General features: G+C 72.0%; 18 protein-coding genes. 10 read left to right on the top strand and 8 right to left on the bottom strand.

What is annotated here, in order from left to right; all coding sequences use genetic code 11:
* Positions 1-14 precede the first annotated feature (14 nt).
* From ABD993_RS30485 to ABD993_RS30470, 4 genes are all read left to right on the top strand, one after another.
* Entirely contained in the window at positions 15-1100 is a 1086-nt protein-coding gene (locus tag ABD993_RS30485) for a tartrate dehydrogenase (protein WP_345426131.1), read from the top strand.
* A gap of 187 nt (positions 1101-1287) precedes the next feature.
* Entirely contained in the window at positions 1288-2628 is a 1341-nt protein-coding gene (locus ABD993_RS30480) for a DHA2 family efflux MFS transporter permease subunit (RefSeq protein WP_345426130.1), read from the top strand.
* A 164-nt stretch (positions 2629-2792) separates the two neighbouring features.
* Entirely contained in the window at positions 2793-3365 is a 573-nt protein-coding gene (locus tag ABD993_RS30475; RefSeq protein ID WP_345426129.1) for a transposase, read from the top strand.
* Between the two features lie 90 nt (positions 3366-3455).
* Positions 3456-3989, top strand: coding sequence for a transposase (locus tag ABD993_RS30470; protein WP_345426128.1), 534 nt, complete (start codon positions 3456-3458; stop codon positions 3987-3989).
* A 345-nt stretch (positions 3990-4334) separates the two neighbouring features.
* Here ABD993_RS30470 and ABD993_RS30465 read toward each other — a convergent pair whose 3' ends face one another.
* The 7 genes from ABD993_RS30465 to ABD993_RS30435 are packed head-to-tail and all read right to left on the bottom strand — an operon-like array spanning position 4335 to position 13036.
* Positions 4335-6038 (bottom strand): ABC transporter substrate-binding protein, encoded by a 1704-nt coding sequence (locus ABD993_RS30465; protein WP_345426127.1) that lies wholly within the window; start codon positions 6036-6038, stop codon positions 4335-4337.
* A 2-nt stretch (positions 6039-6040) separates the two neighbouring features.
* Positions 6041-7021, bottom strand: coding sequence for an ABC transporter permease (locus ABD993_RS30460; RefSeq protein WP_345426126.1), 981 nt, complete (start codon positions 7019-7021; stop codon positions 6041-6043).
* Positions 7018-8529 (bottom strand): sugar ABC transporter ATP-binding protein, encoded by a 1512-nt coding sequence (locus tag ABD993_RS30455; protein WP_345426125.1) that lies wholly within the window; start codon positions 8527-8529, stop codon positions 7018-7020. The genes ABD993_RS30460 and ABD993_RS30455 overlap by 4 nt, the downstream gene beginning before the upstream one ends.
* Positions 8507-9535: a sugar ABC transporter substrate-binding protein gene (locus ABD993_RS30450; RefSeq protein ID WP_345426124.1), complete on the bottom strand. Its 1029-nt coding sequence runs from the start codon at positions 9533-9535 to the stop codon at positions 8507-8509. Before ABD993_RS30450 ends, ABD993_RS30455 begins: the two co-directional genes overlap by 23 nt.
* Positions 9532-10302 (bottom strand): ethanolamine ammonia-lyase subunit EutC, encoded by a 771-nt coding sequence (gene eutC, locus ABD993_RS30445; RefSeq protein WP_345426123.1) that lies wholly within the window; start codon positions 10300-10302, stop codon positions 9532-9534. The genes ABD993_RS30450 and eutC overlap by 4 nt, the downstream gene beginning before the upstream one ends.
* A complete protein-coding gene (locus ABD993_RS30440) occupies positions 10299-11681 on the bottom strand; it encodes an ethanolamine ammonia-lyase subunit EutB (RefSeq protein ID WP_345426122.1) in 1383 nt (460 codons plus the stop codon). Before ABD993_RS30440 ends, eutC begins: the two co-directional genes overlap by 4 nt.
* Positions 11678-13036, bottom strand: a complete 1359-nt coding sequence (locus ABD993_RS30435) for an NtaA/DmoA family FMN-dependent monooxygenase (RefSeq protein ID WP_345426120.1) — start codon at positions 13034-13036, stop codon at positions 11678-11680. Before ABD993_RS30435 ends, ABD993_RS30440 begins: the two co-directional genes overlap by 4 nt.
* 240 nt (positions 13037-13276) lie before the next feature.
* Here ABD993_RS30435 and ABD993_RS30430 point away from each other — a divergent pair, with 240 nt between their 5' ends.
* Entirely contained in the window at positions 13277-14596 is a 1320-nt protein-coding gene (locus tag ABD993_RS30430) for an NtaA/DmoA family FMN-dependent monooxygenase (protein WP_345426118.1), read from the top strand.
* Here the strand turns inward: ABD993_RS30430 and ABD993_RS30425 are convergent.
* A complete protein-coding gene (locus tag ABD993_RS30425; RefSeq protein ID WP_345426116.1) occupies positions 14593-15921 on the bottom strand; it encodes an MFS transporter in 1329 nt (442 codons plus the stop codon). The two genes, ABD993_RS30430 and ABD993_RS30425, sit on opposite strands and share 4 nt — an antisense overlap.
* A gap of 173 nt (positions 15922-16094) precedes the next feature.
* Between ABD993_RS30425 and ABD993_RS30420 the strand changes: the two genes are divergently transcribed.
* The 5 genes from ABD993_RS30420 to ABD993_RS30400 are packed head-to-tail and all read left to right on the top strand — an operon-like array spanning position 16095 to position 21172.
* Positions 16095-17267 (top strand): thiolase family protein, encoded by a 1173-nt coding sequence (locus tag ABD993_RS30420; RefSeq protein WP_345426114.1) that lies wholly within the window; start codon positions 16095-16097, stop codon positions 17265-17267.
* Positions 17268-17303: 36 nt separating this feature from the next.
* Complete coding sequence (locus ABD993_RS30415) at positions 17304-18140, top strand: mycofactocin-coupled SDR family oxidoreductase (RefSeq protein WP_345426113.1); 837 nt, start codon at positions 17304-17306, stop codon at positions 18138-18140.
* A complete protein-coding gene (locus ABD993_RS30410) occupies positions 18140-19162 on the top strand; it encodes a zinc-dependent alcohol dehydrogenase family protein (RefSeq protein WP_345426111.1) in 1023 nt (340 codons plus the stop codon). The genes ABD993_RS30415 and ABD993_RS30410 overlap by 1 nt, the downstream gene beginning before the upstream one ends.
* Before the next feature lie 14 nt (positions 19163-19176).
* Positions 19177-20160 carry a quinone oxidoreductase family protein gene (locus ABD993_RS30405; RefSeq protein WP_345426109.1) on the top strand — a complete coding sequence of 328 codons (984 nt, stop codon included), beginning with the start codon at positions 19177-19179 and terminating at the stop codon, positions 20158-20160.
* A gap of 19 nt (positions 20161-20179) precedes the next feature.
* Positions 20180-21172, top strand: a complete 993-nt coding sequence (locus ABD993_RS30400) for an ABC transporter permease (protein WP_345426107.1) — start codon at positions 20180-20182, stop codon at positions 21170-21172.
* Positions 21173-21179: the final 7 nt, after the last annotated feature.

Genomic DNA, 21179 nt, shown 5'->3' with positions numbered 1-21179 from the left:
AGCCAGGAGGACTAGTGACTCACCAGCACCGCATCGCCGTGATCCCCGGAGACGGCATCGGCCTCGAGGTCGTGCCCGAGGGGGTGCAAGCACTGCGCGCCGCGGGTGAGGTGTTCGGATTCGACCTCGAGATCGAGACTTTCGACTTCGCAGGCGCCGACTACTGGACGCGCCACGGCCAGATGATGCCCGACGACTGGCAGTCCGTCCTGAGCGGCTTCGACGCCATCTTCTTCGGCGCCGTCGGATGGCCGGACGTCGTCCCCGACCACGTGTCGCTGTGGGGGAGCCTGCTGCAGATCCGCCGCGGCTTCGACCAGTACGTCAACCTGCGGCCGGTGCGACTCCTCCGCGGCGTCCGCGCCCCCCTGCGCGCCCACGCACCAGGCGACATCGACTTCTACGTCGTCCGCGAGAACACCGAGGGCGAGTACTCCAGCATCGGCGGGCGGATCTTCGAGGGCACCGACCGCGAGACCGTGATGCAGGAGACCGTCATGACTCGCGTCGGCGTGGACCGCGTGCTCCGCTACGCCTTCGACCTCGCTGCCTCGCGACCCGACCGCCATCTCACCTGGGCCACGAAGAGCAACGGGATCTCGGTGACGATGCCGTACTGGGACGAACGTGCCGAGGCCATGGCCGCGCAGTATCCGCAGGTGCGCGCCGACAAGGACCACATCGACATCCTGACGGCGAAGTTCGTCCTGCAGCCCGAGAAGTACGACGTCGTGGTGGCCAGCAACCTCTTCGGGGACATCCTCTCCGACCTCGGCCCGGCCTGCACCGGCACAATCGGCATCGCGCCGAGCGCCAACATCAACCCCGACCGGACGTTCCCCAGCCTGTTCGAGCCCGTCCACGGATCGGCCCCCGACATCGCGGGCCAGGGGATCGCCAACCCGGTCGGACAGATCTGGAGCGGGGCGATGATGCTGGAGCATCTCGGTGAGCCCGACGCCGCCGCCGGCATCCTCGACGCGATCGAGTCCGTCCTGGAGGAGCAGCCCCAGGTCCTCACCCCCGACCTCGGAGGCAAGGCGACGACGGCCGACCTGGGTGCTGCGATCGCGGTGCGCATCGCCAGCGAGGCCGGCTGACATGGTGCTGCGGGTCATGGTCACGCCGGACGGAGCTCGCGTCACGACGACGGTCGCGCCGTGCGCGAGGTCGGCCAGGGCCGGGGCCGGGAGACGGCGTGAGGAGGACGTGACGAAGGCGGCATCGACCGGGGGGCGCTGGTCGAGGCAGCCGATCGACCGGCGCTCACGGCGCACCGCCACCACCTTGATCGTAGGCTCCTTTCCGGTCGTCCTCGGGACGACCACGCTCACGGTCGCGCTCCACGACGTCGCCGTCGACTTCGGCGCGCACATCGGCATGTCGCAGTGGGTCGTGACCGGCTATCTCGCGGCACTGTGCCTCGTCGTCCCGATGGCGGCCTGGCTGCAGCGACAGCTGGGTGCACGACGCCTGTGGTGCGCCGGGCTCACCGCCTTCGCGCTCGGATCCGTTCTCTGCGCGGTGTCTTGGGACCCGGTGTCGCTGATCGCGGCACGCATGATCCAGGGCCTGGGTGGGGGCGTCACGATGCCCCTGCTGACCACCATCCTGATGCAGGTCGCACCCGAACGTGATCGGCTGCGGCTGGCGTCGGTGGTGGGCTTGGTGACGGGTCTGGCACCCATCGCCGGGCCGGTACTGGGCGGTGTCGTGGTCGGCGTCATCGGCTGGCGCTGGCTCTTCTGGATGAACCTCCCCTTGGGGGCGGTCGGTCTCAGTCTCGCGCTCCGTCTCGTCGAGCGCGACCGACCGCAGGCAGGCGGGCGCCTGGACCTGCTGGGCATGGTGATGCTGCCGCCTGCGCTGCTCGGGCTGCTGTGGGGACTGTCCCGGGCGCCTGACGCGGGCCAGTGGGGCGATGCCGAGGTGCTGGCGCCCCTGACAGCCGGGGGCGTTCTGCTGCTGGCGTTCGTCGGGTGGTCGCTGCATCGCCGCGAGCGCTCGCTGGTCGAGGTCCGAGTCCTCGGCAACCACGCGACCTGGGCGGCGACGCTGATGCTGCTGCTGGCGAGTGTCGTGCTCCACGGGGGTCTGGTGCTCCTGCCGTTGATGTGGCAGCAACTCCAGCAGACGTCGGCGCTGCAGGCCGGTCTCCTCCTCGTGCCTCACGGGATGGGAGCGCTGGCCAGCCGCTTCGCCGCCCTGCGCCTGATGGCTGCGCGTGGCCCACGGGTCGTGTCGATGACAGGCTTCGGCCTGGCCGCCCTCGGCACGATGCCGTTCGCTGTCGTCGACCCGGGCAGCGCGGACTGGGTGCTGCTCGTCGTGCTCGTCGTGCGCGGTCTCGGCATCGGGATGGTGATCGTGCCCCTGATGACGGTGGCCTTCGACGGACTGGAGCAGTCGCAGATCCCGCACGCCAGCGTCGTGATCAGGATCAGTCAGCAGCTGGGTGGGGCTTTGGGGGTGACGATGCTCGTCGCGATCCTGACGACGACCTCCGCGACGGGCTCGGTGCCCCCTGGGTTCCACACCGCCTTCTCGTGGATGGCGGCGGTCGCCGGTGGGGCGATGGCGCTGTCGGTCGTGCTGCCGGGACCCGGTCGGCGCCAACCCAACGCCTGATCGGCCCCACACATTGAATCGATGTCCTCGTCTGCTGATCGCCTCCACACGGCTTCTGTCGACCTGCTGGACAGGCAGGGGCGCCACCGTGGTCACACGGCTACTCCAGGCTGGCGCCGCAGGTCTGCTGGCGCAACCGGCACCGCGCCGACTCCGTGGGGCAGGTGTTGACCCCGGTGCCGGGCCTGGCGTCCACCACGGCCGCCGGGCTGGCCCGCCGGCTGGCCGAGGGGCAGTGGGTGGCGGTGGAGACCGGGCTCGGTGACGTGCACGCCACCGCGCTCGACCTGCTCGACCGGGTGGCCCCCGACCGTGCTGCTGCGCTCTCGGCGGAGGTGACGATCGACATGGACACCACCGATGTCGAGGTCTACGGCCGGCTCAAGCAGGTGGCGTTCAACCACCAGGGCCAGCGGGTCGGGCGTCCACACGTGGCGCTGTGGGCTGAGTGTTCCGTGGCGCTGGCCGCCGACCTCGGTGACGGCCGCGACGACCCCCGCGCGAGCAGCGCCGATCTGCTGGGCCGGGCACTGGCCACGCTCCCCACCTCGGCGACGGCGGGCCGGGTCCGGGTGCGCGCCGACGCCGGCTACTTCGCCGGACAACTCGCGCGTGCCTGCCTGTTCACCGGGGTGGAGTTCGCGATCGGTGCCCGGCGGACCGCGCCGCTGTGGCGGATCCTCGACGGCGTCGCGGCCGACGGGTGGACCGACGCGGTCGACATGACCGACGGCTAGGTCGCCGTCACCGAGTACTGCCCGAACTGGTGGCCCGCCCAGACGCGGCTGCTGATCCGCCGGGTCCGGCTCGACCTGGACCGCGGCCAGGTGTCGAGCGACCCACGAGCCCGTCGGCGCCGCACCCTGCACCCGGCCCAGCGGGCGCTGCCACTCGACGACCTCGCCGGGATCGCCGACACCGAAGGCGTCTTCGCCTACTCGTTCATCGTCACCAACATCGACGTCTCCACCAGCGACAAGTCGGCGCAGGTGGAGCACTGGTACCGCCACCGCACACAGGTGGAGAACCTGTTCCGCGACACCAAGCACGGCGCCGCCCTGCGTCACCTCCCTTCAGGGCACCGCGCGGTCAACCGGGCCTGGATGTGGGGCGCGCTGCTCGCCGCCACGCTGACGGGCTGGCTGCACCACCTCACCGCCACCCACCGAGACGGACGACTGGTCGGGCACGGAGTCCGCGGTGGCCAGGCCATGATCGCCACCCTGCGGCGGCGACTGATCGCCGTCCCCGCCCGCCTCGTCCATCACGCCCGCGGCCTCACCCTGCGCCCCGCACCCGGCGACGACCTGCTACTCGCCGAGGTCCTCGCCCGCCTCCGTGCCCTTCCACGCACGTCCTGACCAGGCCGAACCCGGCCCCGACCAGCATCGGAACCCGCGCACCCGAGGCGGCACTCGGGCCACCGCGCTGCCCGACACCCGATCCCCCAGGGCGCCAACATCAACTTCCTCTGACCAAGATCAACTCAACGACTACTCGCGGATTCGGGTCTGAGCCAGAGCCGATGTCGTGACACACCAACTGCCACCGATGTCCTGATGCAGAACTGTCACCCATGTCCTGAGACATCACACCGCGGGCTGCAATCTCCGAGGACATCGGACCGAGGAGGTAATAGCCCACGGAGGAGTTGTGCGGTTTGTGCGGCTTCTGCGGCGACGAACCAGTGCCTGGAAGCGGAGGTGTCAGGGGCGCTGAGGCGGACTTGTCGAGTGATGCTCGGCCCGGAGGGGCCGGACCAAAGGAGGCACAAAGGTTCCGTTCGCGTACGGAGACGGGGCGAGAATTCGATCCCTGCCGTCCTGGATCTGGAGCACGAGCTGGGCCTGGCTGATGGAGAGATCGAGGGTGTCGCTGGGGTAGGAGAGGGTGGCCTGCCCGTTGCCGCCGAGGAAGTAGGCGCCGTTGACGCCACGATGCACCGTGCGTCGCAGTGCGTCCCCGACTTCGCCGAACCGGCGAGGGTCCGGTACCTGGGACCACGCCGCCGCCATCAGGTTGATGCGGTCGTAGGCCATCCCAGCGCGTGAGCGGCCGGGAGCCTTGCCGAACCGCCGGCGGTAGGCCTCCACGAATGGCCGCGCGATCGTGTCGAGGTAGGTGCCGCTCAGTGTGGCCCAGAGCACGCCCTCCGCCGCAGGGCCCGTGAGGCGGCGGAAGGCGGGGATCGACGGCGAGTAGATGAGGAACAGGAGTTGGTCGCCCGGATCCTTCGCGTAGGCCCTGACGAACGCGACGGCGCTCTCGACGGAGGGGCAGCCGACCATGGCGGCCGCGACCCCGCTCTCGCGCACCCGGCGGGCGGCGGCAGCCCATGCCGCCGGCTCGCCCCTGCCCACCGACTCGTAGCGCAGTGACCAACCGCGACGATCGGCCAGGTCGTACACCGCCGGTTCGGGCTCGTAGACCAGTAGGCCAGTCCACTCGCCGCCCCCGACGACGAGGAGGTCGCGGCCCGCGGGTCTCCATTGTCGCGTGTCGCGCAGCGTGCTCATGTAGTCGACGAAGAGCGGTCCGCAGTTGTCCTCGGTCGGGCACACCTGGAAGGTCGTCGACCAGGCGCCGGGGTCCTGGCGGACGCGGTCCACCGACCACTTCATCGCGGAGCCGTGCAGGTAGGGCGCCCCGTACTCGGCGGCGAGATCCATCGCGACGCGCTGCGAGGCGAGGTACTCGGTGACGATCATGTGCGGCTCGCGGGAGATGGCCCGGCGCATCGTCGCGGCGACGTCGGCCGGGTCGAGCAGGTCGACGTGGATCGGGTCGAGCTCGAGTCTGCGGCCGTTGACCCCGCCCCGGGCGTTGAGCTGCTCGACGGCCAGCCGGGTTCCCCGGAGCGCCTCGAACCCGTCGTCCGCGCCTGCTCCGTGCAGGCTGAACAGCGCGCTGACTCGGAGTGGGGCCCGCGACGTCGCCTGCCGCGGCCGCGCCACCGCGGCCGCGGGCACGGTGGCGTCGTCCGGCAGCGGGAGCCGGACGAGTCCGGTCGCGGCGGCGAGGGTCGCCGCGGCGGTGCGGTTGGGCACGTCGAGCTTGGTGAGCAGCCGACCGACGTGGGTGGTCACGGTCCGCAGGCCGATGCCGAGGCGGTCGGCGATCGCCTGGTTGCCCGCACCCCGGGTGAGCAGGCTCAGCACGTCCAGCTCGCGGAGGGTGATCCCGAACGGCAGCGTGTGGACCTGCACACCCTCGACCTGCACCTCCCCGTCCGCCGTCCGGGAGGCGCGGATCCGGAACAGGTCGGCGAGCGTGCCGGTGGTGTAGTAGAAGCCTTGCCCGCCCTGTCCGAAGCGAGCGGCGAGGGCCGCGAGGTCCGCGGGCAGCTCCGACTCGGCCGACCCGCCGACGTAGTGGAACTCGGCGGGCAGTCCGGACGGGTCCGGCGACACCGTCAGCGTGACCGGCTGCGGAGGCGCGCGTCCACGGTGACGGCGACGAGCACGATGAGACCTTTGGCGACGAGCTGCCAGTTCTGGGCCACGTTGAGACTGTAGAAGATGTTCGTCAGCACGGCCAGGATGAGGAGGCCCACAGCGGTCCGCCAGATCGCGCCGTCGCCGCCGCGGATCGACGTACCGCCGACCACGACGATCGCGATCGCGTCGAGCGCGACGTTAGTGCCGACGTTCGCCTGGCCGACACCGAGCTGGGAGGCGTCCGCCATCCCGGCCAGCGCGGCGGCCATGCCCGCCATCACGTACGTGCTCGTCATGATCGACGGCACTCGCAGGCCGGAGAGCCAGGCCGCCTCGCCGTTGCCGCCCACGGCCTGGACGTTGCGGCCGTACGCGGTGCGGGTCAGGACCACACCGCCCGCGACGAACCCGACCAGCATGATCCAGACCGGGACGGGGAGACCGGCGATGGTGGTGTGGGCGAGGTTCTGGAAGGCCGGGTGCTCCCGGGAGTCCACCGAGAACGACGACGAGTCGGAGTACACGTAGGCCAGCCCGAGCACGGCGGACGAGGTCCCGAGCGTGGCGACGATCGGGTTGACCCCGATCCGGGAGACGAGCAGCCCGTTGGTGGCGCCCACGGCGACGCCCGCGAGCAGCGTGAGGGAGCCGGCCAGCAGCGTCGAGCCCGTCTGGATGGTGAGCCCGGCGAACAGCGTGGCTCCCAGCGCATAAGTGGCGCCCACGGAGATGTCGAAGCCGCCCGCGATGATCACGAAGGTCATGGCGACCGCGACCAGGCCGATGGCGGCGTTCTGGACCAGGATGTTGCCGAGGTTCGCCGGGCTGAGGAACGTCGGGTGGAGGATCGTCGCGACGGCGACGAGGGCGACGAGGACGGCGACGATGCCGTAGCGGCGTCCCACGTCAACCAGTCCGGGCTGCGGTGTCCGCGGGGGCGTGGCGGTGTCGGTCACCGGAGGTCTCCTTCCGGGGTGAAGCCGTGCGCGAGGATCTCGGCGACGGTCCGTGGTTCTTCGGAGAGGTCGAACTCGGCGGCGACGCGGCCGCGGGCGAGGACGACGAGCCGGGTGGCGATGGCCAGGACCTCCTCCAGCTCGGAGGAGGCGACGACGACGGCGGTGCCGCCGCGGGCGAGGTCGACGAGGGAGTCGAGGACCTCGGTCTTGGCGGCCAGGTCGATCCCGCGGGTGGGCTCGTCGACCAGGAGCACGCGGGGGACGCGCCCGGCCCACTTCGCCATCAGCACCTTCTGCTGGTTACCGCCCGACAGCCTGCCGACCAGGACGGCGTGACGGTCCGCGGCGAAGCCGAAGCGGGACAGCCAGGGCCGGACCACCGCGCGTTCGGCCTGCGGGGAGAGCCACGGCCGGGACCGGCCCAGGTGGAAGTTCGCGGCGGCGTCCATGCCCGCCACCAACGCGGCGCGGCGGGACTCGGGGACCAGCGCGATACCGGCCCGCCCGGACTCGACGACCGAGCGTGGGAGCGGGCGCGGCTCGCCGTCGAGCAGCATCTCGCCGCCTGCGGCGCGCTGGGCACCGGCGATCGCGCGGAGCAGGGTGCTGCGACCGGACCCGACGAGCCCCCACAGCCCGACGACCTCGCCCCGGCGCACCTCGAGGTCCACCCCGTCCAGCGACCGGCCGGCGCGTACGCCGCGCACCTGGACCGCCACCGGCGCGGCCGCTGCGGGGATCGCCCGCGCGGACGGGGTGACGGCCCGAGTCCCGACCATGTGCTCGATCAGGCTCGGGCGGTCCCAGGCGGATCGGGGCCGCGAGGCGACGAGCCTGCCCTCGCGGAGCACACTGACGTCGTCCGCGAGCCCGAGGACCTCGTCGAGGTCGTGGCTGACGATCCCGATGGCGTGCCCCTCGCTGCGCAGCTGGTCCAGCATCGTGTGCAGCGTCGCGCGCTCGGCCTCGGCGAGCGCCGCCGAGGGCTCGTCGAGCAGGAGGACCGCGGCGTCGGCGAGCACCGCCCGCAGGATCTCGGTCATCTGCTGGTGGGCAAGCGATACCTGGGCCGCCCGCCGGCCCAGCGGCAGGTCCACCCGCAGCCGGTCGAGCAACGCGGTCGCCTCGGCCCGCTGCGCCCGACGGTCGACGAACCCGCCCCGCGTGCGCCAGTGGCCGAGGAACAGGTTCTCGGCCAGGGTGAGGTGGGGGACCAGCATCAGCTCCTGGTGGACGGTCGCGATCCCGGCCCGCCTGCTCGCCCGCGGGGACCCGCCCGCGACCGGCGTGCCCGCCACGTCGAGGGTGCCCTCGTCCGCCCGCAGCCGCCCGCCGAGGATGCCGAGCAGCGTGCTCTTGCCCGCGCCGTTCTCCCCGACGAGGGCGTGGATCCGCCCGGCCCGCAGGGTGACGCTCGCCCCACGGAGCGCCCAGAACCCGCCGAAGCGCTTCCCTGCGTCCGTCGCGACGACGGCGGCCTGCTCAGTACTGCGGGCGGAAGGCATCGACGTTGTCCCGGGTGATGAAGGGCTGGTTCGCGGGGAGCACGTCGAGGGCGTTCAGATCGACGTGTGCGGGCACGGGGCGCCCCTCGACGGTGTCCACGATCGCCGTGATGCCGTAGCGGGCCTCGCTTGCCGGCAGCAGTGCCGCGGTCATCGCGAGCCGACCGTCCCTGACCGCCTGGGTGGCCCAGCCGCTCGCGCCCACGTCGTAGACCGAGACGGAGCCCGCCCGGATCCCGAGCGCCTCCAGCACACCTTGGGTCATGCCCGAGTACGCCGACATCACGACGTCGATCTCCGGGTTGGCCGCGAGCATCGACTGCGTGGCCTGGAAGGCCTGCGCGGTGGTGTAGTCGGTGGCCGTGCGCGCCACCACCCGGTACTTCGCCGGGTCGAGCTCGTCGGCCGCGGCGTAGAAGTTGGTGGTGTTGGCCATGATGTCCGGGCCCGCGACCAGCCCGATGGTCGCGCCGTCCGGGTGGGCGGCGGTCATCGCCGCGAGCCACTGCTCCCAGAACGCCGGGGTCTGCCCGCCGACGTAGGTGATGGTGCCCGGCTCGCGGGTGCCGTCGCCGTTCTCGGCGTCCCGGCCGCACAGCGGGCCGTTGGTGACGCTGACCAGGATCCCCTGGGCCAGGGCCTGGTCCCGGATCGGCCCGCAAAGCAGCCTGCCGTCCAGCGGCTCGACGACGAAGGCGTTGTACTTCCCGCTCGCCAGCGCGGTCTGCACCTGGTCGATCTGGCGCCCGGTGTCGAAGCCGTTGTCGAAGACGTCGAGGCTGACTCCCAGCTCGCGGGCGGTCTCCTCGGCCGAGGTGATCCCCGCGGCGACGTAGTCGTTGCCGCTGGTGGTGAAGAAGGCGATGCGCAGGTCGGCGACCGAGGAGACGGACGCGGTGGGCTGCGCGGCGCCTGCGGTCGTGGCGGCCCGGTCGGCGGGCGTGGAGCAGCCGGCGAGGGCCGCGCAGAGCAGGCCCGCGACGAGGGCGGGGGAGCGGAGCTTCATGAGGTGATCTCCTGACGGGGAGGGGCCGAGGGGAAGGGGAGTCGGTGCGCGGCGAGCGCGACACCGGACGTGCCGTGCCGCAGTGCGGCGTCGACGGCGGCGGAGACCTGCGCCGCGGCCGTCTGGTGGGAGAGACCGTCGGGCGGGTGCACGTTGGACACGCAGGTGCGTTCGGCGTCGGTGCGCCCGGGCCGGGGCGCGTGGGTCAGGTAGACCCCGAGGCTCTCCGGGTGGGTCAGGCCGGGGCGCTCGCCGATCAGGACGGCCACGAGGGCTGCCCCGAGCGCGTGGCCCACGTGGTCCCCGAGCGCGACCCGTCCGTGTCTCGCCACGACCACCCGCGCGGCCTGCCACCGCGGGCCGGTCGGGGTCGAGCGCAACGCGTCGAGCAGCGGGACGGCGTGGTGCTGCACCGCACCCGCCGACAGCCCGTCCGCGATCAGGACGACGAGCCCGGTGGCCGGGGTGGTCGCGGCCAGCTGCTCCCGGTCCTCGGGGTGGAGCAGCCTGCCGAGGTCCGGGCGCAGCAGGTGGCGGCCGAGGTCGGGGGCGAGGCTGCGGACCTCGTGCGGTGCCTGCCATCCGTGGGCCCGGAGGTCCGCCCTCAGCCGCGGCAGGTCGAGCCCACGGCGGACGGCGTCCCGGGCGGCGGCGTGGTCCTCCTCGAAGTCGAGGAGCCGGTGCGTGGGCACGGACACCCCGGCCCGGCCGAGCGCGAGGCGGGCGGGGGTGCGCTCGGCCGCGGCGCGGAGCAGGTCGCCGCTCATGCCGCGAGCGCCCGTCGGACGCCGGCGGCCAGGGCGCCCGCCGCGGGCCCCGGCCCGCCGACCGGGTCGAACCCGATCGACTCCCACCAGGCCTCGAACTCCGGAGCCGGCCGCAGCCCGAGGACGGTGCGCAGGTACAGGGCGTCGTGGAAGGACGTGCTCTGGTAGTTCAGCATCACGTCGTCCGAGCCGGGGACCCCCATCACGAACGAGCAGCCGGCCACGCCGAGCAGGGTCAGCAGGCCGTCCATGTCGTTCTGGTCGGCGTCGGTGTGGTTGGTGTGGCAGACGTCGACGCCCATGGGCAGCCCGAGCAGCTTGCCGCAGAAGTGGTCCTCCAGACCGGCGCGGGTGATCTGCCGGGCGTCGGCGAGGTACTCGGGGCCGATGAACCCGACCACTGAGTTGACCAGGAACGGGCTGAAGTGCCGCGCCACCCCGTAGGCGCGGGCCTCCAGCGTCTGCTGGTCGACGCCGTGGTGTGCGCCCGCGGACAGCGCGCTGCCCTGCCCGGTCTCGAAGTACATCACCTGGGACCCGACGGTGCCGCGCTCAAGCGAGCGGCCTGCGGCGTCCGCCTCGGCGAGCAGCGCCAGGTCCACCCCCATCGCGCGGTTGGCGGCCTCGGTGCCTGCGATCGACTGGAACACTAGGTCGACGGGTGCGCCGCGGTCGACGACGGCGAGCGTGGTCGTGACGTGGCCCAGCACACAGGACTGCACGGGGACCGCGCACTCCCGGCGGATCTCGTCGACCATGCGGAGGATGGCCTCGGCGGTCGCCACGTCCTCGCCCGCCGGGTTGATCCCGACGACTGCGTCCCCGGACCCGAGGAGCAGCCCGTCGAGGATGCTCGCGGCGATGCCGTGCAGGTCGTCGGTGGGGTGGTTGGGCTGCAGGCGGGTGGAGAAGCGCCCCGCCAGCCCGACCGTGGTGCGGAAGCGGGAGGCGACGCGGCACCGGCTGGCCACCAGGACCAGGTCCTGGGCGCGCATCAGTTTGCTCACCGCCGCGGCCATCTCCGGCGTGACGCCCGCCCGCACCGCCGCCAGCACGTCCGGGTCCGTCTGGGCGAGCAGCCAGTCCCGGAAGCCCCCGACTGTGAGCCCGGAGAGCGGTGCGAACGCGGCGCGGTCGTGGGTGTCCAGGATGAGCCGGGTGACCTCGTCGGTCTCGTAGGGGACGACGGGCTCCTCGAGGAACACCGTGAGCGGGAGGTCGGCCAGCAGCCTGCGGGCGGCGACCGACTCGGCCGCCGTCGACGCGCAGAGACCCGCGAGCTCGTCCCCGGAGCGGGGCGGGGAGGCCTTGGCGAGCAGGTCCGCGAGGCCGGTGAACGTGTGTCCCCGGCCGCGGACGGTGACGGACCGGGTGATCATCGCCGCGAGTACCGTCGAGCGGGATGGACCTCGGGGAGCCGGGCGTCGGCGCCGAAGAGCTTCTCCCGCAGGGTTCCCGGTGCGTACTCCGTCCGCATCAGGCCCCGCCGCTGGAGCACGGGCACCACGTGCTCGGTGAACTCCGCCCACCAGCCGAGCGTGGTAACCGGGATGATGTTGAACCCGTCGACGCCCGCGTCGGCCCAGGCGGCGATCTCGTCCGCGATCGTCTCGGGGGTTCCCGCGAGCTGCCCGGAGAAGGCGTAGCCCTTGAGCATCTCGCCGAAGGTGACCGAGCGGTCCGGGTAGCGGTCGATGATCGAGCGGAGCGTCCCCTGCACGGCGCGGGTCTCGGAGATCGACTCGAGCGTGCGGTCGGGATCGACGGTGGAGAGGTCGACCCCGAAGATGCCACTGAGGAACGAGCACAGCCCGTCGACATCGAGCCACTCCCGGAACTCCCGCTGCCGGGCCTGCGCCTCGGCGACGGTGCTGCCGAGGATCGGGGCGAGGTTCACGATGGCCCGGATGTCGTCGCGGCCGCGGCCCGCGGCGACGGCCTGGTCCTTGAGGTTCGCGACCGTGCGCCCGGTCGCCTCCGGCACCGACGACGGGACGAAGGACATCTCGGCGTGCCGGGCGGCGAAGGCGGTCCCCGCGGCGGACGCCCCGGCCTGCACGAGCAGTGGGGTGCGTTGCGGGGAGGGCTCGACGAGGTGGGGCCCGGCGACCTGGTATCGCTCGCCGTGGTGGTCCACGCGGTGCACCAGCTTGGGGTCGACGAGCACGCCGCGCTCGGGATCGGCGACCAGCGCGCCCTCCTCCCAGCTGCCCTCCCAGAGCCGGTAGGTGACGTCGGTGTACTCCTCGGCCCACGCGTAGCGGGCGTCGTGGTCGGGCAGGGTCTCCAGACCGTAGTTCTGGGCCGCGTTGTCCAGGTAGGACGTCACGATGTTCCAGCCGACCCGGCCGTCGCTGAGGTGGTCCAGGGTGGACACCTTGCGCGCGAAGGTGAACGGCGGTTCCTGGAGCATCGCGCTGGTGAACACGAACCCGATGTCCGAGGTCGCCCGGCTGAGCGCGGCGACGTAGGGCGCGGGATCGCGTCCGGGGAACTGCATCCCGTTGCGCACCGCGGGTTCCGACGACCCCTGGTGGGTGTCGTAGACCCCGACGGTATCACCGAAGAAGACCATGTCGAAGCGGGCCCGTTCCAGGGTCTGCACGACCTCGGTCCACGCCGAGATGCTGCCGTAGTCCACCATGTGCCGTCCCTCGGGATGTCGCCAGAAGCCGTGGCTCTCGTGGGAGGGGGTCAGGTGGACGAACGCGCTGTAGATCAGGTGTCGCGCCATGTCTCGTCCTTCGGTCTCGTCGAGCACGGCAGATCCTGCGTCCTCGGACCCCGGGAGCGGATCGGCGAGGATGCGTACTCCCGGTTACGACATGGTGTCCGGACCGTTCCGGCCGCGTGACCAGGGGTTCTGTGCGGTGAGAGGCCCCACACCCCGCCGCCGATCGTTGACGCGCGGGTCCTGCGTCACCGATGTTCTGCGCCGACGCGACGACACCGTGTGGTGTCGAGAACGGACGAGATGAACTCCTCGAGCATCAAGCTGGCCGTCGACATGTCCTTCTTCCACACGGACTTCCTGTGGATGGACCCCGGCGGGTGGCAGGGCCACCGCTACTACGACCCGACCTTCTACGAGGACGCCGCCCGCACCGCGGCCCGCGGGGTCTTCGACCTGATCTTCTTCGGCGAGGCCGCCGAGACGCCGGAGAGCTACGGGGGCGACCACCGGGCGGCAGTGGAGTACGGGATCCGCTGGCCCAAGCACGACATGATGCCGATGATCCCGGTGATGGCCCGGGCGGCCGAGAACGTCGGTTTCGGGATCACCATGTCGACCACCTACCACCACCCGTTCCACGTGGCGCGGCTGTTCGCGTCCCTGGACTGGCAGACCGGTGGGCGGATGGCGTGGAACTCGGTCACCTCGGCCTTCAAGAACGAGGGTGCGAACTGGGGTTTCGATCCGCTCCTGCCCAAGGACGAGCGCTACGCCATGGCGCACGAGCACATGGAGGTCGTGGCGAAGCTGTGGGCGAGCGTCGAGGCGGACGCGCTGGTGTACGACCGCGCGAGCGGCCGGTTCGCCGACCCGGACAAGGTCACCCTGATCCACCACCGCGGCGATCGGTTCTCGGTCCGCGGCCCGCTGCCGGTCCTGCCCAGCCCGCAGGGTCACCCCGTCGTCATCCAGGCAGGCCAGACCGGTCCCGGGCTCGATCTTGCGGGCCGGTTCGCCCAGATGCAGTTCGCGATCAACCGCACCGTCGACAGCATGCGCACGCACCGGGCGGGGCTCGACGAGGCCCTCGCCCGGCACGGGCGCAAGCCGGCGGACTGCGGGGTGTGGTGGGCGATCCGGGCCCAGGTCTGCTCGCCCGCCGAGGCGGAGCGCCGGGACCGGGAGTTCATGGACCGGCTGCCGCCGTTCGCGGGCCGGGTGATGCTCTCCAGCGTCTTCGGCGTGGACTTCTCGACCGTCGACGGCCGGACGCCGCTCGGCGAGTTCGTCGAGCAGGTCAAGGCGCAGCGCGGGCACTTCGGGATCTTCGAGGACGCGGTCCGTACCTCGGACCCCGCCACGTCGGTCGAGGAGTTCGGCCGGGCGTACTTCGTCGACCAGGCCGCCCGGGTCGTCGGCACCCCCGCCCAGATCGCCGACCAGCTGATGGAGATGCACGAGGCCACGGGGGAGAACGGTGGCTTCATGCTGGAGGGCGCGATAGCCGTCCCCCGCGAGCTGGTCGACTTCGTGGACTTCGTGGTCCCCGAGCTGCAGCGCCGGGGCGTGATGAAGCGCGAGTACGCCGGGTCGACGCTGCGCGCGAACCTCGAGGCCTAGTCGAGCGGGACTCGGGCGGTCTCCTTCATGGTCAGCACCGCCGGGGCGCACACCAGGGCGAGCCCGATCAGGTAGAGCGCGGGGGCGGTCGGGCTGCCCGTCAGCCGGATGAGCGCGGTGCACAGCAGCGGGGTGGTGCCGCCGAAGGCAACGGCGGCGAGGTTGAAGGCGAGGGAGAGCCCGCTGTAGCGCACCATCGTCGGGAAGAGCTCGCACAGCACCGACAGGTTCACGGCCTGGATCATGATGATCGGGACGCCGAGGGCGACGGTGGCGAGCACCGCGGCGACCGCGGACCCGCTCTCGAACAGAGTGAACATCGGCCACGGGAGCACCGCGAGCAGGACCACCGCCGCGCCGAGGACGGGCTTGCGGCCCAGCCGGTCGCCGAGCAGCCCGAACAGCGGGAGGAGGACGAGACCCACGGCCAGGCCCACGGTCGTGCTCAGCGAGGCGATCCGCGCCGAGTGTTCGGTGACCTGCACGAGGTGGATCTGGGTGTAGGAGAAGACCGTGTAGAACCCGCCGTAGGTCAGGGCGGAGACCACGAACCCCTGGGCGAGGGCCTTGCGGTGGTCCCGGAGCAGCGCGACCAGCGGGATCCTGGGGACCTCGCCCGCGGCGCGTGCGGCCTCGAACTGGGCGGTGTCCTCGAGTCGGCGCCGGATGTAGAGGCCGATCACGCCGAGCGGTAGCGCGATGAGGAACGGCAGCCGCCAACCCCAGGCGAGCATCTGTTCCTGGGTGAGCACCCCGACGAGGACCGCGACGGCCAGCGACGCACTGAGGGTGCCGATCAGGACTCCGACGTTCACCAGGCAGGTGACCAGCCCCCGTCGAGCCGGTGGGGCCTGCTCGGCCAGGTAGGCCGCGGCACCCCCGATCTCCCCGCCCGCGGAGATCCCCTGCGCGATGCGGGCCACCATCAACAGGACGGTGGCGGCGAGCCCGAAGGCGGCGTAGGTCGGGAGCACGCCGATCGCGAAGGTCGCCACCGCCATCCCGAGCAGGGCGATGACCAGCGCCTTCCGTCGGCCGAGGGTGTCTCCGATCCAGCCGAACAGGATCCCGCCGAGCGGGCGGACCAGGAAGGACGCCGCGAACGCGGCCAGGGCGGCGAGCAACGCGGCCGCCGGGTCGCCCGCGGGGAAGAAGACCACGGCGATCACCGTGGTCAGGTAGGCGTAGACGGTCACGTCGTAGAACTCGGTGGCCGTGCCGATCGTGGCTGCCAGGATCGCGCGTCTGCTCAGTCGGCCCGAGTGAGCAGGCGCGGCGTCGGTCGCGCGGTCCTCGTCGCCGGGTGCGGGGTTCGTGAACGTCATCGTTCGCCTCGTTTCGCTGGAGGAGGCCCCGAGTGGGGCGTGCACAGCGAAGCGGACCCGGACTCCGGTGACAAGACTTGACTTTGGGTTTTGGGTCAAGAAATATCGGCGGCGTCGAGAGCCATCCACGACGCCGTCGGGTGGCTGTGATCGAGCCGGAGGAGCTGCGCAGCATGAGGGACGTCGTCGTCGTCGAGGCCGTACGGACCCCGATCGGGAAGGGGCGGGCCTCGGGCGCGCTGGCCGGGATCCACCCGGCGGACCTGCTCGCCCGCAGCCTCACGGCGCTGGTCGAGCGCACCGGGATCGACCCGGCGGTGATCGACGACGTGATCGCGGGCTGCGTCACCCAGATCGGCGAGCAGGCCGTGAACATCGGCCGGACCGCGGTCCTCGGCGCGGGCTTCCCCGAGTCGGTGCCCGCGACGACCGTGGACCGGCAGTGCGGCAGCAGCCAGCAGGCGGTGCACTTCGCCGCCCAGGGCATCGCGGCCGGTGCGTACGACGTGGTCGTCGCCTGCGGCGTCGAGTCGATGTCCCGGGTCCCGATGGGCTCGGACTTCCCCGAGGGCACGGACGTCTACGGGTCGCTGCACGACGCGCGGTACCCGGACGGGATCCCGCACCAGGGCGTCGGTGCCGAGCTGATCGCGGCGAAGTGGGACCTCTCGCGCACCCGCCTGGACGAGTTCGCGCTGCGCAGCCACGCGAACGCCCAGCGGGCCACCGACGCGGGCCTGTTCGCCGACGAGCTCGTGGCGCTGCCGGAGCTCGACCGGGACGAGGGGATCCGCCCGGGCGGCACGCTCGAGTCGATGGGCGGGCTCAAGACGGTGTTCCGCGACCCGGCGGCGGAGAAGCTCTACCCGCACCTGGACTGGCGGTTGACGGCCGGCAGCAGCAGTCAGATCAGCGACGCGAGCGCCGCGATCCTGCTGACCTCGGCCGAGTACGCCGAGCGCAACGGGCTGCGCCCGATCGCCCGGGTGCACAGTGCCGCGGTCGCCGGGGACGACCCCGTCTTCCGGCTGACCGCGCTGATCCCCGCCACCCACAAGGTCCTGGCGCGGGCGGGCCTGAGCATCGACGAGATCGGGCTGTTCGAGGTCAGCGAGGCCTTCGCGTCGGTGCCGCTGGCCTGGCAGGCGGAGACCGGCGCGGACCCCGAGCGGGTCAACGTCAACGGCGGCGCGATCGGGCTCGGGCACCCGGTCGGCGCCAGTGGCGCCCGCCTGATGACCACCCTGGTGCACGAGATGCGCCGGCGCGGCGTCCGCTACGGCCTGCAGGCCATGTGCGAGGGCGGCGGGCTGTCGAACGCCACGGTTCTCGAGCTCGTCGACTGACGGTTCACCAGTCCACGTTCGCAAGGAGGCAACGTCATGGGCACACTCGACGGTCAGGTCGCTCTCATCACCGGGGGCGCACGGGGACAGGGGCGCGCGCACGCGGTGGCCCTGGCCGAGGAGGGCGCGGACGTCGTCCTCGTCGACTCGGTGAAGGACAACGCGACCACCCGCTATCCGATGGCGAGCCACGCCGACCTGGAGGAGACGGTCCGCATGGTCGAGGCGTTGGACCGCCGGTGCACGGCGCACGTGCTCGACGTCCGCGACCTCGACGGCATGATCCGGGCCGCCGATCGCACGGTCGCCGAGTACGGGCGGCTGGACATCCTGGTCGCCCAGGCCGGGATCCTCACGTACGGCACCATCGGCGAGATGTCCTCCGAGACCTGGAACGAGACGATCGCGATCAACCTCACCGGCATCTTCCACGCGATGCGCGCGGTCATCCCGCACATGCGGGCGCGGGGCTACGGGCGGATCGTCGCGACGTCGTCGGCGGTCGGGCACATGGGGATGCAGAACGTGGGCCACTACTCGGCCTCGAAGTGGGGCGTGCTCGGCCTGGTGAAGTCCGCAGCCCTCGAACTGGCGCGGGACGGAATCACGGTGAACGCCCTGGCCCCGACGATGGTGGACACGCCGATGATCCGCAACGCCGAGAGCGTGCGCGTGTTCGTCCCCGGGGTCGAGGACCCGTCCGAGGAGCAGATCCGCGAGGCCTTCGCCCTCAACCCGATGGGCGTGCCGTGGCTGGACCCGGTCGAGTGCGCCCGGGCGATGCTGTTCTTCGTCCGACCCGGGACCAGCTACATCACCGGTGAGTCGGTCGGCCCCCTGGCCGGCGCGGCCGCGCAGAACGGAGCCGCGTAGTGCGGACCTACCGTTTCGACGCGTTCGGGGGGTTCGACCATCTGAACCGGCACGACGAGCCCGAGCCCACGGCACGGCCGGGCGAGGTGGTGGTGCGGGTCCGGGCGGTGTCGCTGAACTTCAGGGACGTCGCCATCCCTACTGGCAGGCACCCGGCGCCTCACGATCCCGGAATGGTTCCGACCAGCGACGCCGCGGGCGAGGTCGTCGAGGTGGGGGAGGGGGCGCCCTTCGCCGTCGGTGACCGGGTCGTCAGCGCGTTCCACCCGCGGTGGTTCGGCGGCAGGCCTCCTGCGTCGTTGGCCCTCGACCAGTACGGACGGGGTCGCGACGGGTGGCTCACCGAGTACAAGGCGGTCAGCGCGGAATCGGTCGTCCCGCTCCCGGACTCGGTGTCCTACACCGACGGCGCCACCCTGCCGTGCGCGGCGCTGACGGCCTGGACATGCCTGGGCGGACCCGATCCCGTACGAGCCGGGCAGACCGTCCTGACCCTCGGCAGCGGCGGTGTCTCCCTGTTCGCGGTCCAGCTCGCGAAGGCGGGCGGTGCGCAGGTGGTCGCCACGACGTCGTCACCGGCGAAGGCCGAGCGGCTCAAGCACCTCGGCGCCGACCACGTGATCGACTACCGAGCCACCCCGGACTGGGGCCGGGTGGCCCGCGAGCTGACCGGTGGCGCCGGGGTGGACCGGGTCGTCGAGGTGGGCGGCCCGGGCACCTTGTCCCAGTCGCTGACGGCGATCGCGGCGGGCTCCGAAGTCGCGCTCGTCGGGTTCCTCGACGGGTCAGCCACGACGATCGACTTCGGCGAGCTGTTCCGCAGCAGTGCCCACCTGCGTCAGGTGCGGGTGGGGGACCGGGCGGGCCTGGTCGAGGTCGTCGCCGCCGTCGCCCGCGGCGGGATCGCCCCGGTAGTCGACTCGGTGTTCGAGTTCGCCGACGCCCCCGCCGCGTTCCGCCATCTCGACGCAGGCGACCTGTTCGGCAAGGTCATCGTCTCCCTCGAGAACAACATCCGCTAGGAGAGGTGCATCCGATGAAGGCAGCCCGCTTCCACGAGACCGGCCCGCCCGAGGTCCTCGTCCACGAGGACGTTCCGGACCCCGTCCCGGGGCCGGGGGAGATCCTGCTCAAGGTCGAGGCCGCAGGGGTCAACTACGTCGACATCATGCGGCGCCGCGGCGACCCCATGCATGAGCCCAGCCCCACCCCGTTCACGATCGGCTACGAGATGGCGGGCGTGGTGGCAGGCCACGGACCGGATGTGGACGGCCCGGCGGAGGGCACCCCGGTGTTCGTCCACTCCGGATCCGGGGCCTACGCCCAGTACGCCGTGGTCCCGGCCGACAAGATCATTCCGATCCCCGAGGGGATCGACGCCGTGCAGATGACCACACTGTGGCTGCAGGGCATCACCGCGGCACTGGCCCTACGCGAGGCGGGCAGGCTCGCCAAGGGCGAGACCGTGCTGGTCGAGGCAGCGGCGGGCGGGGTCGGCGTGCTGACCGTCCAGCTGGCCAGGATCTGGGGTGCAGGCAGCGTGATCGCCGCCGCGAGCACCGAGGCCAAGATCGAGGTGGCCCGCTCGCTGGGCGCCGACCTCGGCGTGAACTACAACGAGCCGGGGTGGGGCGAGGAGGTCATGCGGCTCACCGAGGGCCGCGGCACCGACGTGGTCGTCGAGTCCGTCGGCGGTGACACCCTGCTCACCGCGCTGGGCACCCTTGCACCCTTCGGCCGGATCGTGGTCCTGGGGTCGGCGAGCAACGTCCCGAGCCTCGTGCACTCCGGCGAGCTGTTCAACCACAACCGGTCGATGGTCGGCTTCGGGGTGCATCAGTACTTCCCGAACACCGAGCTGATCAAATCGACGGTCGCCGAGCTCGTCGAGCTCATCGTCGACGGGCAACTGCGCCTGCAGCTGGACCACGTCCTCCCGCTCAGCGAGGCCGCGCAGGCCCACCGGCTCGTCGAGGAGCGGCGGTCGATGGGCAAGGTCGTGCTCCAGCCATGGGCATGACCGTCTCCCGGGGACGGTCGTGAGTGGCGGCCTCTCCGGACTCGTCGCCCGGATCCCCACCCGGTTCGCCGGGGTGTGGATGCTGACCGCCGCGCTGTTCGCGGTGTCGGCGGTCGCGGTTCCGGGCAGCGTGACGGGAGCGGCGCTGCAGTCGATGCTCCCGTTCGCGGCGATCCTTGCGGTCGCCACGATCGGGCAGACTCTTGTGGTCCAGCAGGGCGGGATCGACCTCTCACCTGCCGGAGTCGTCTCGCTGACCTGTGTTCTGGTGGTGCAGGTGTCCGGTGGATCGGACGCTGGCCTGCCGGTCGCACTCGTGGTCGCCCTCGGCTGTGCCGCGGGGACGGGCGCGGTCACCGGGATCGCGATCACCCTGCTCGGGGTCAACCCGCTGGTGGCCACCCTCGCGGTCAACGCCCTGCTCACCGGTGTGGTGTTGTTCGTGACCGGGGGGAACATGTCGGCGAGCACCCCCGCCGCCCTCACCGCCTTCGTCGGCCACCGCGTCCTGGGCGTCCAGGTCGTGGTGTGGGTGGCAGTGCTGGTCGTCGGAGCGACCGCGTGGGCGGTCTCCCGAACCGTTGCAGGACGACGGTTCGCCGTCGTCGGCGCGGGCCGGGAGGCCGCCCACGCGATGGGCCTGCCGGTGCGTCGGGTCGAGGCGGGCACCTATGTGTGTGCCGCTCTCGCCTACGGCGCGGCGGGTGTCCTGCTCGCGGGCTTCCTCGGCAGGCCCGGGGTCTACCAGGGTGACGACTACCTGCTGTCCACTATCGCCGCGGTCGCGATCGGGGGCACGGCGCTCGGCGGGGGCAGGGGGAGCGTTGTCGCCTCGGCGGCCGGGGCGCTCTTCCTCACCCAGCTCGGCCAAGTCGTGCTCGGCACCGGAGCACCGACCGCGGTGCAGTACCTCATTCAGGCGGGCGTGATCGTGCTGGGCATCGGCCTGCGCGGTCGCGTTCCCCTCGCCCGGGTCGTCGGAGCACGTCTTAGACGACCTCAGCTGCAGTAGCGGCCTG

The sequence above is a fragment of the Pseudonocardia xishanensis genome (assembly GCF_039541715.1).
In the GTDB taxonomy this organism is placed as follows: domain Bacteria; phylum Actinomycetota; class Actinomycetes; order Mycobacteriales; family Pseudonocardiaceae; genus Pseudonocardia; species Pseudonocardia xishanensis.
The sequence above is the reverse complement of the archived record's forward strand: the minus strand, read 5'-3'. Positions and strand labels throughout refer to the sequence as shown.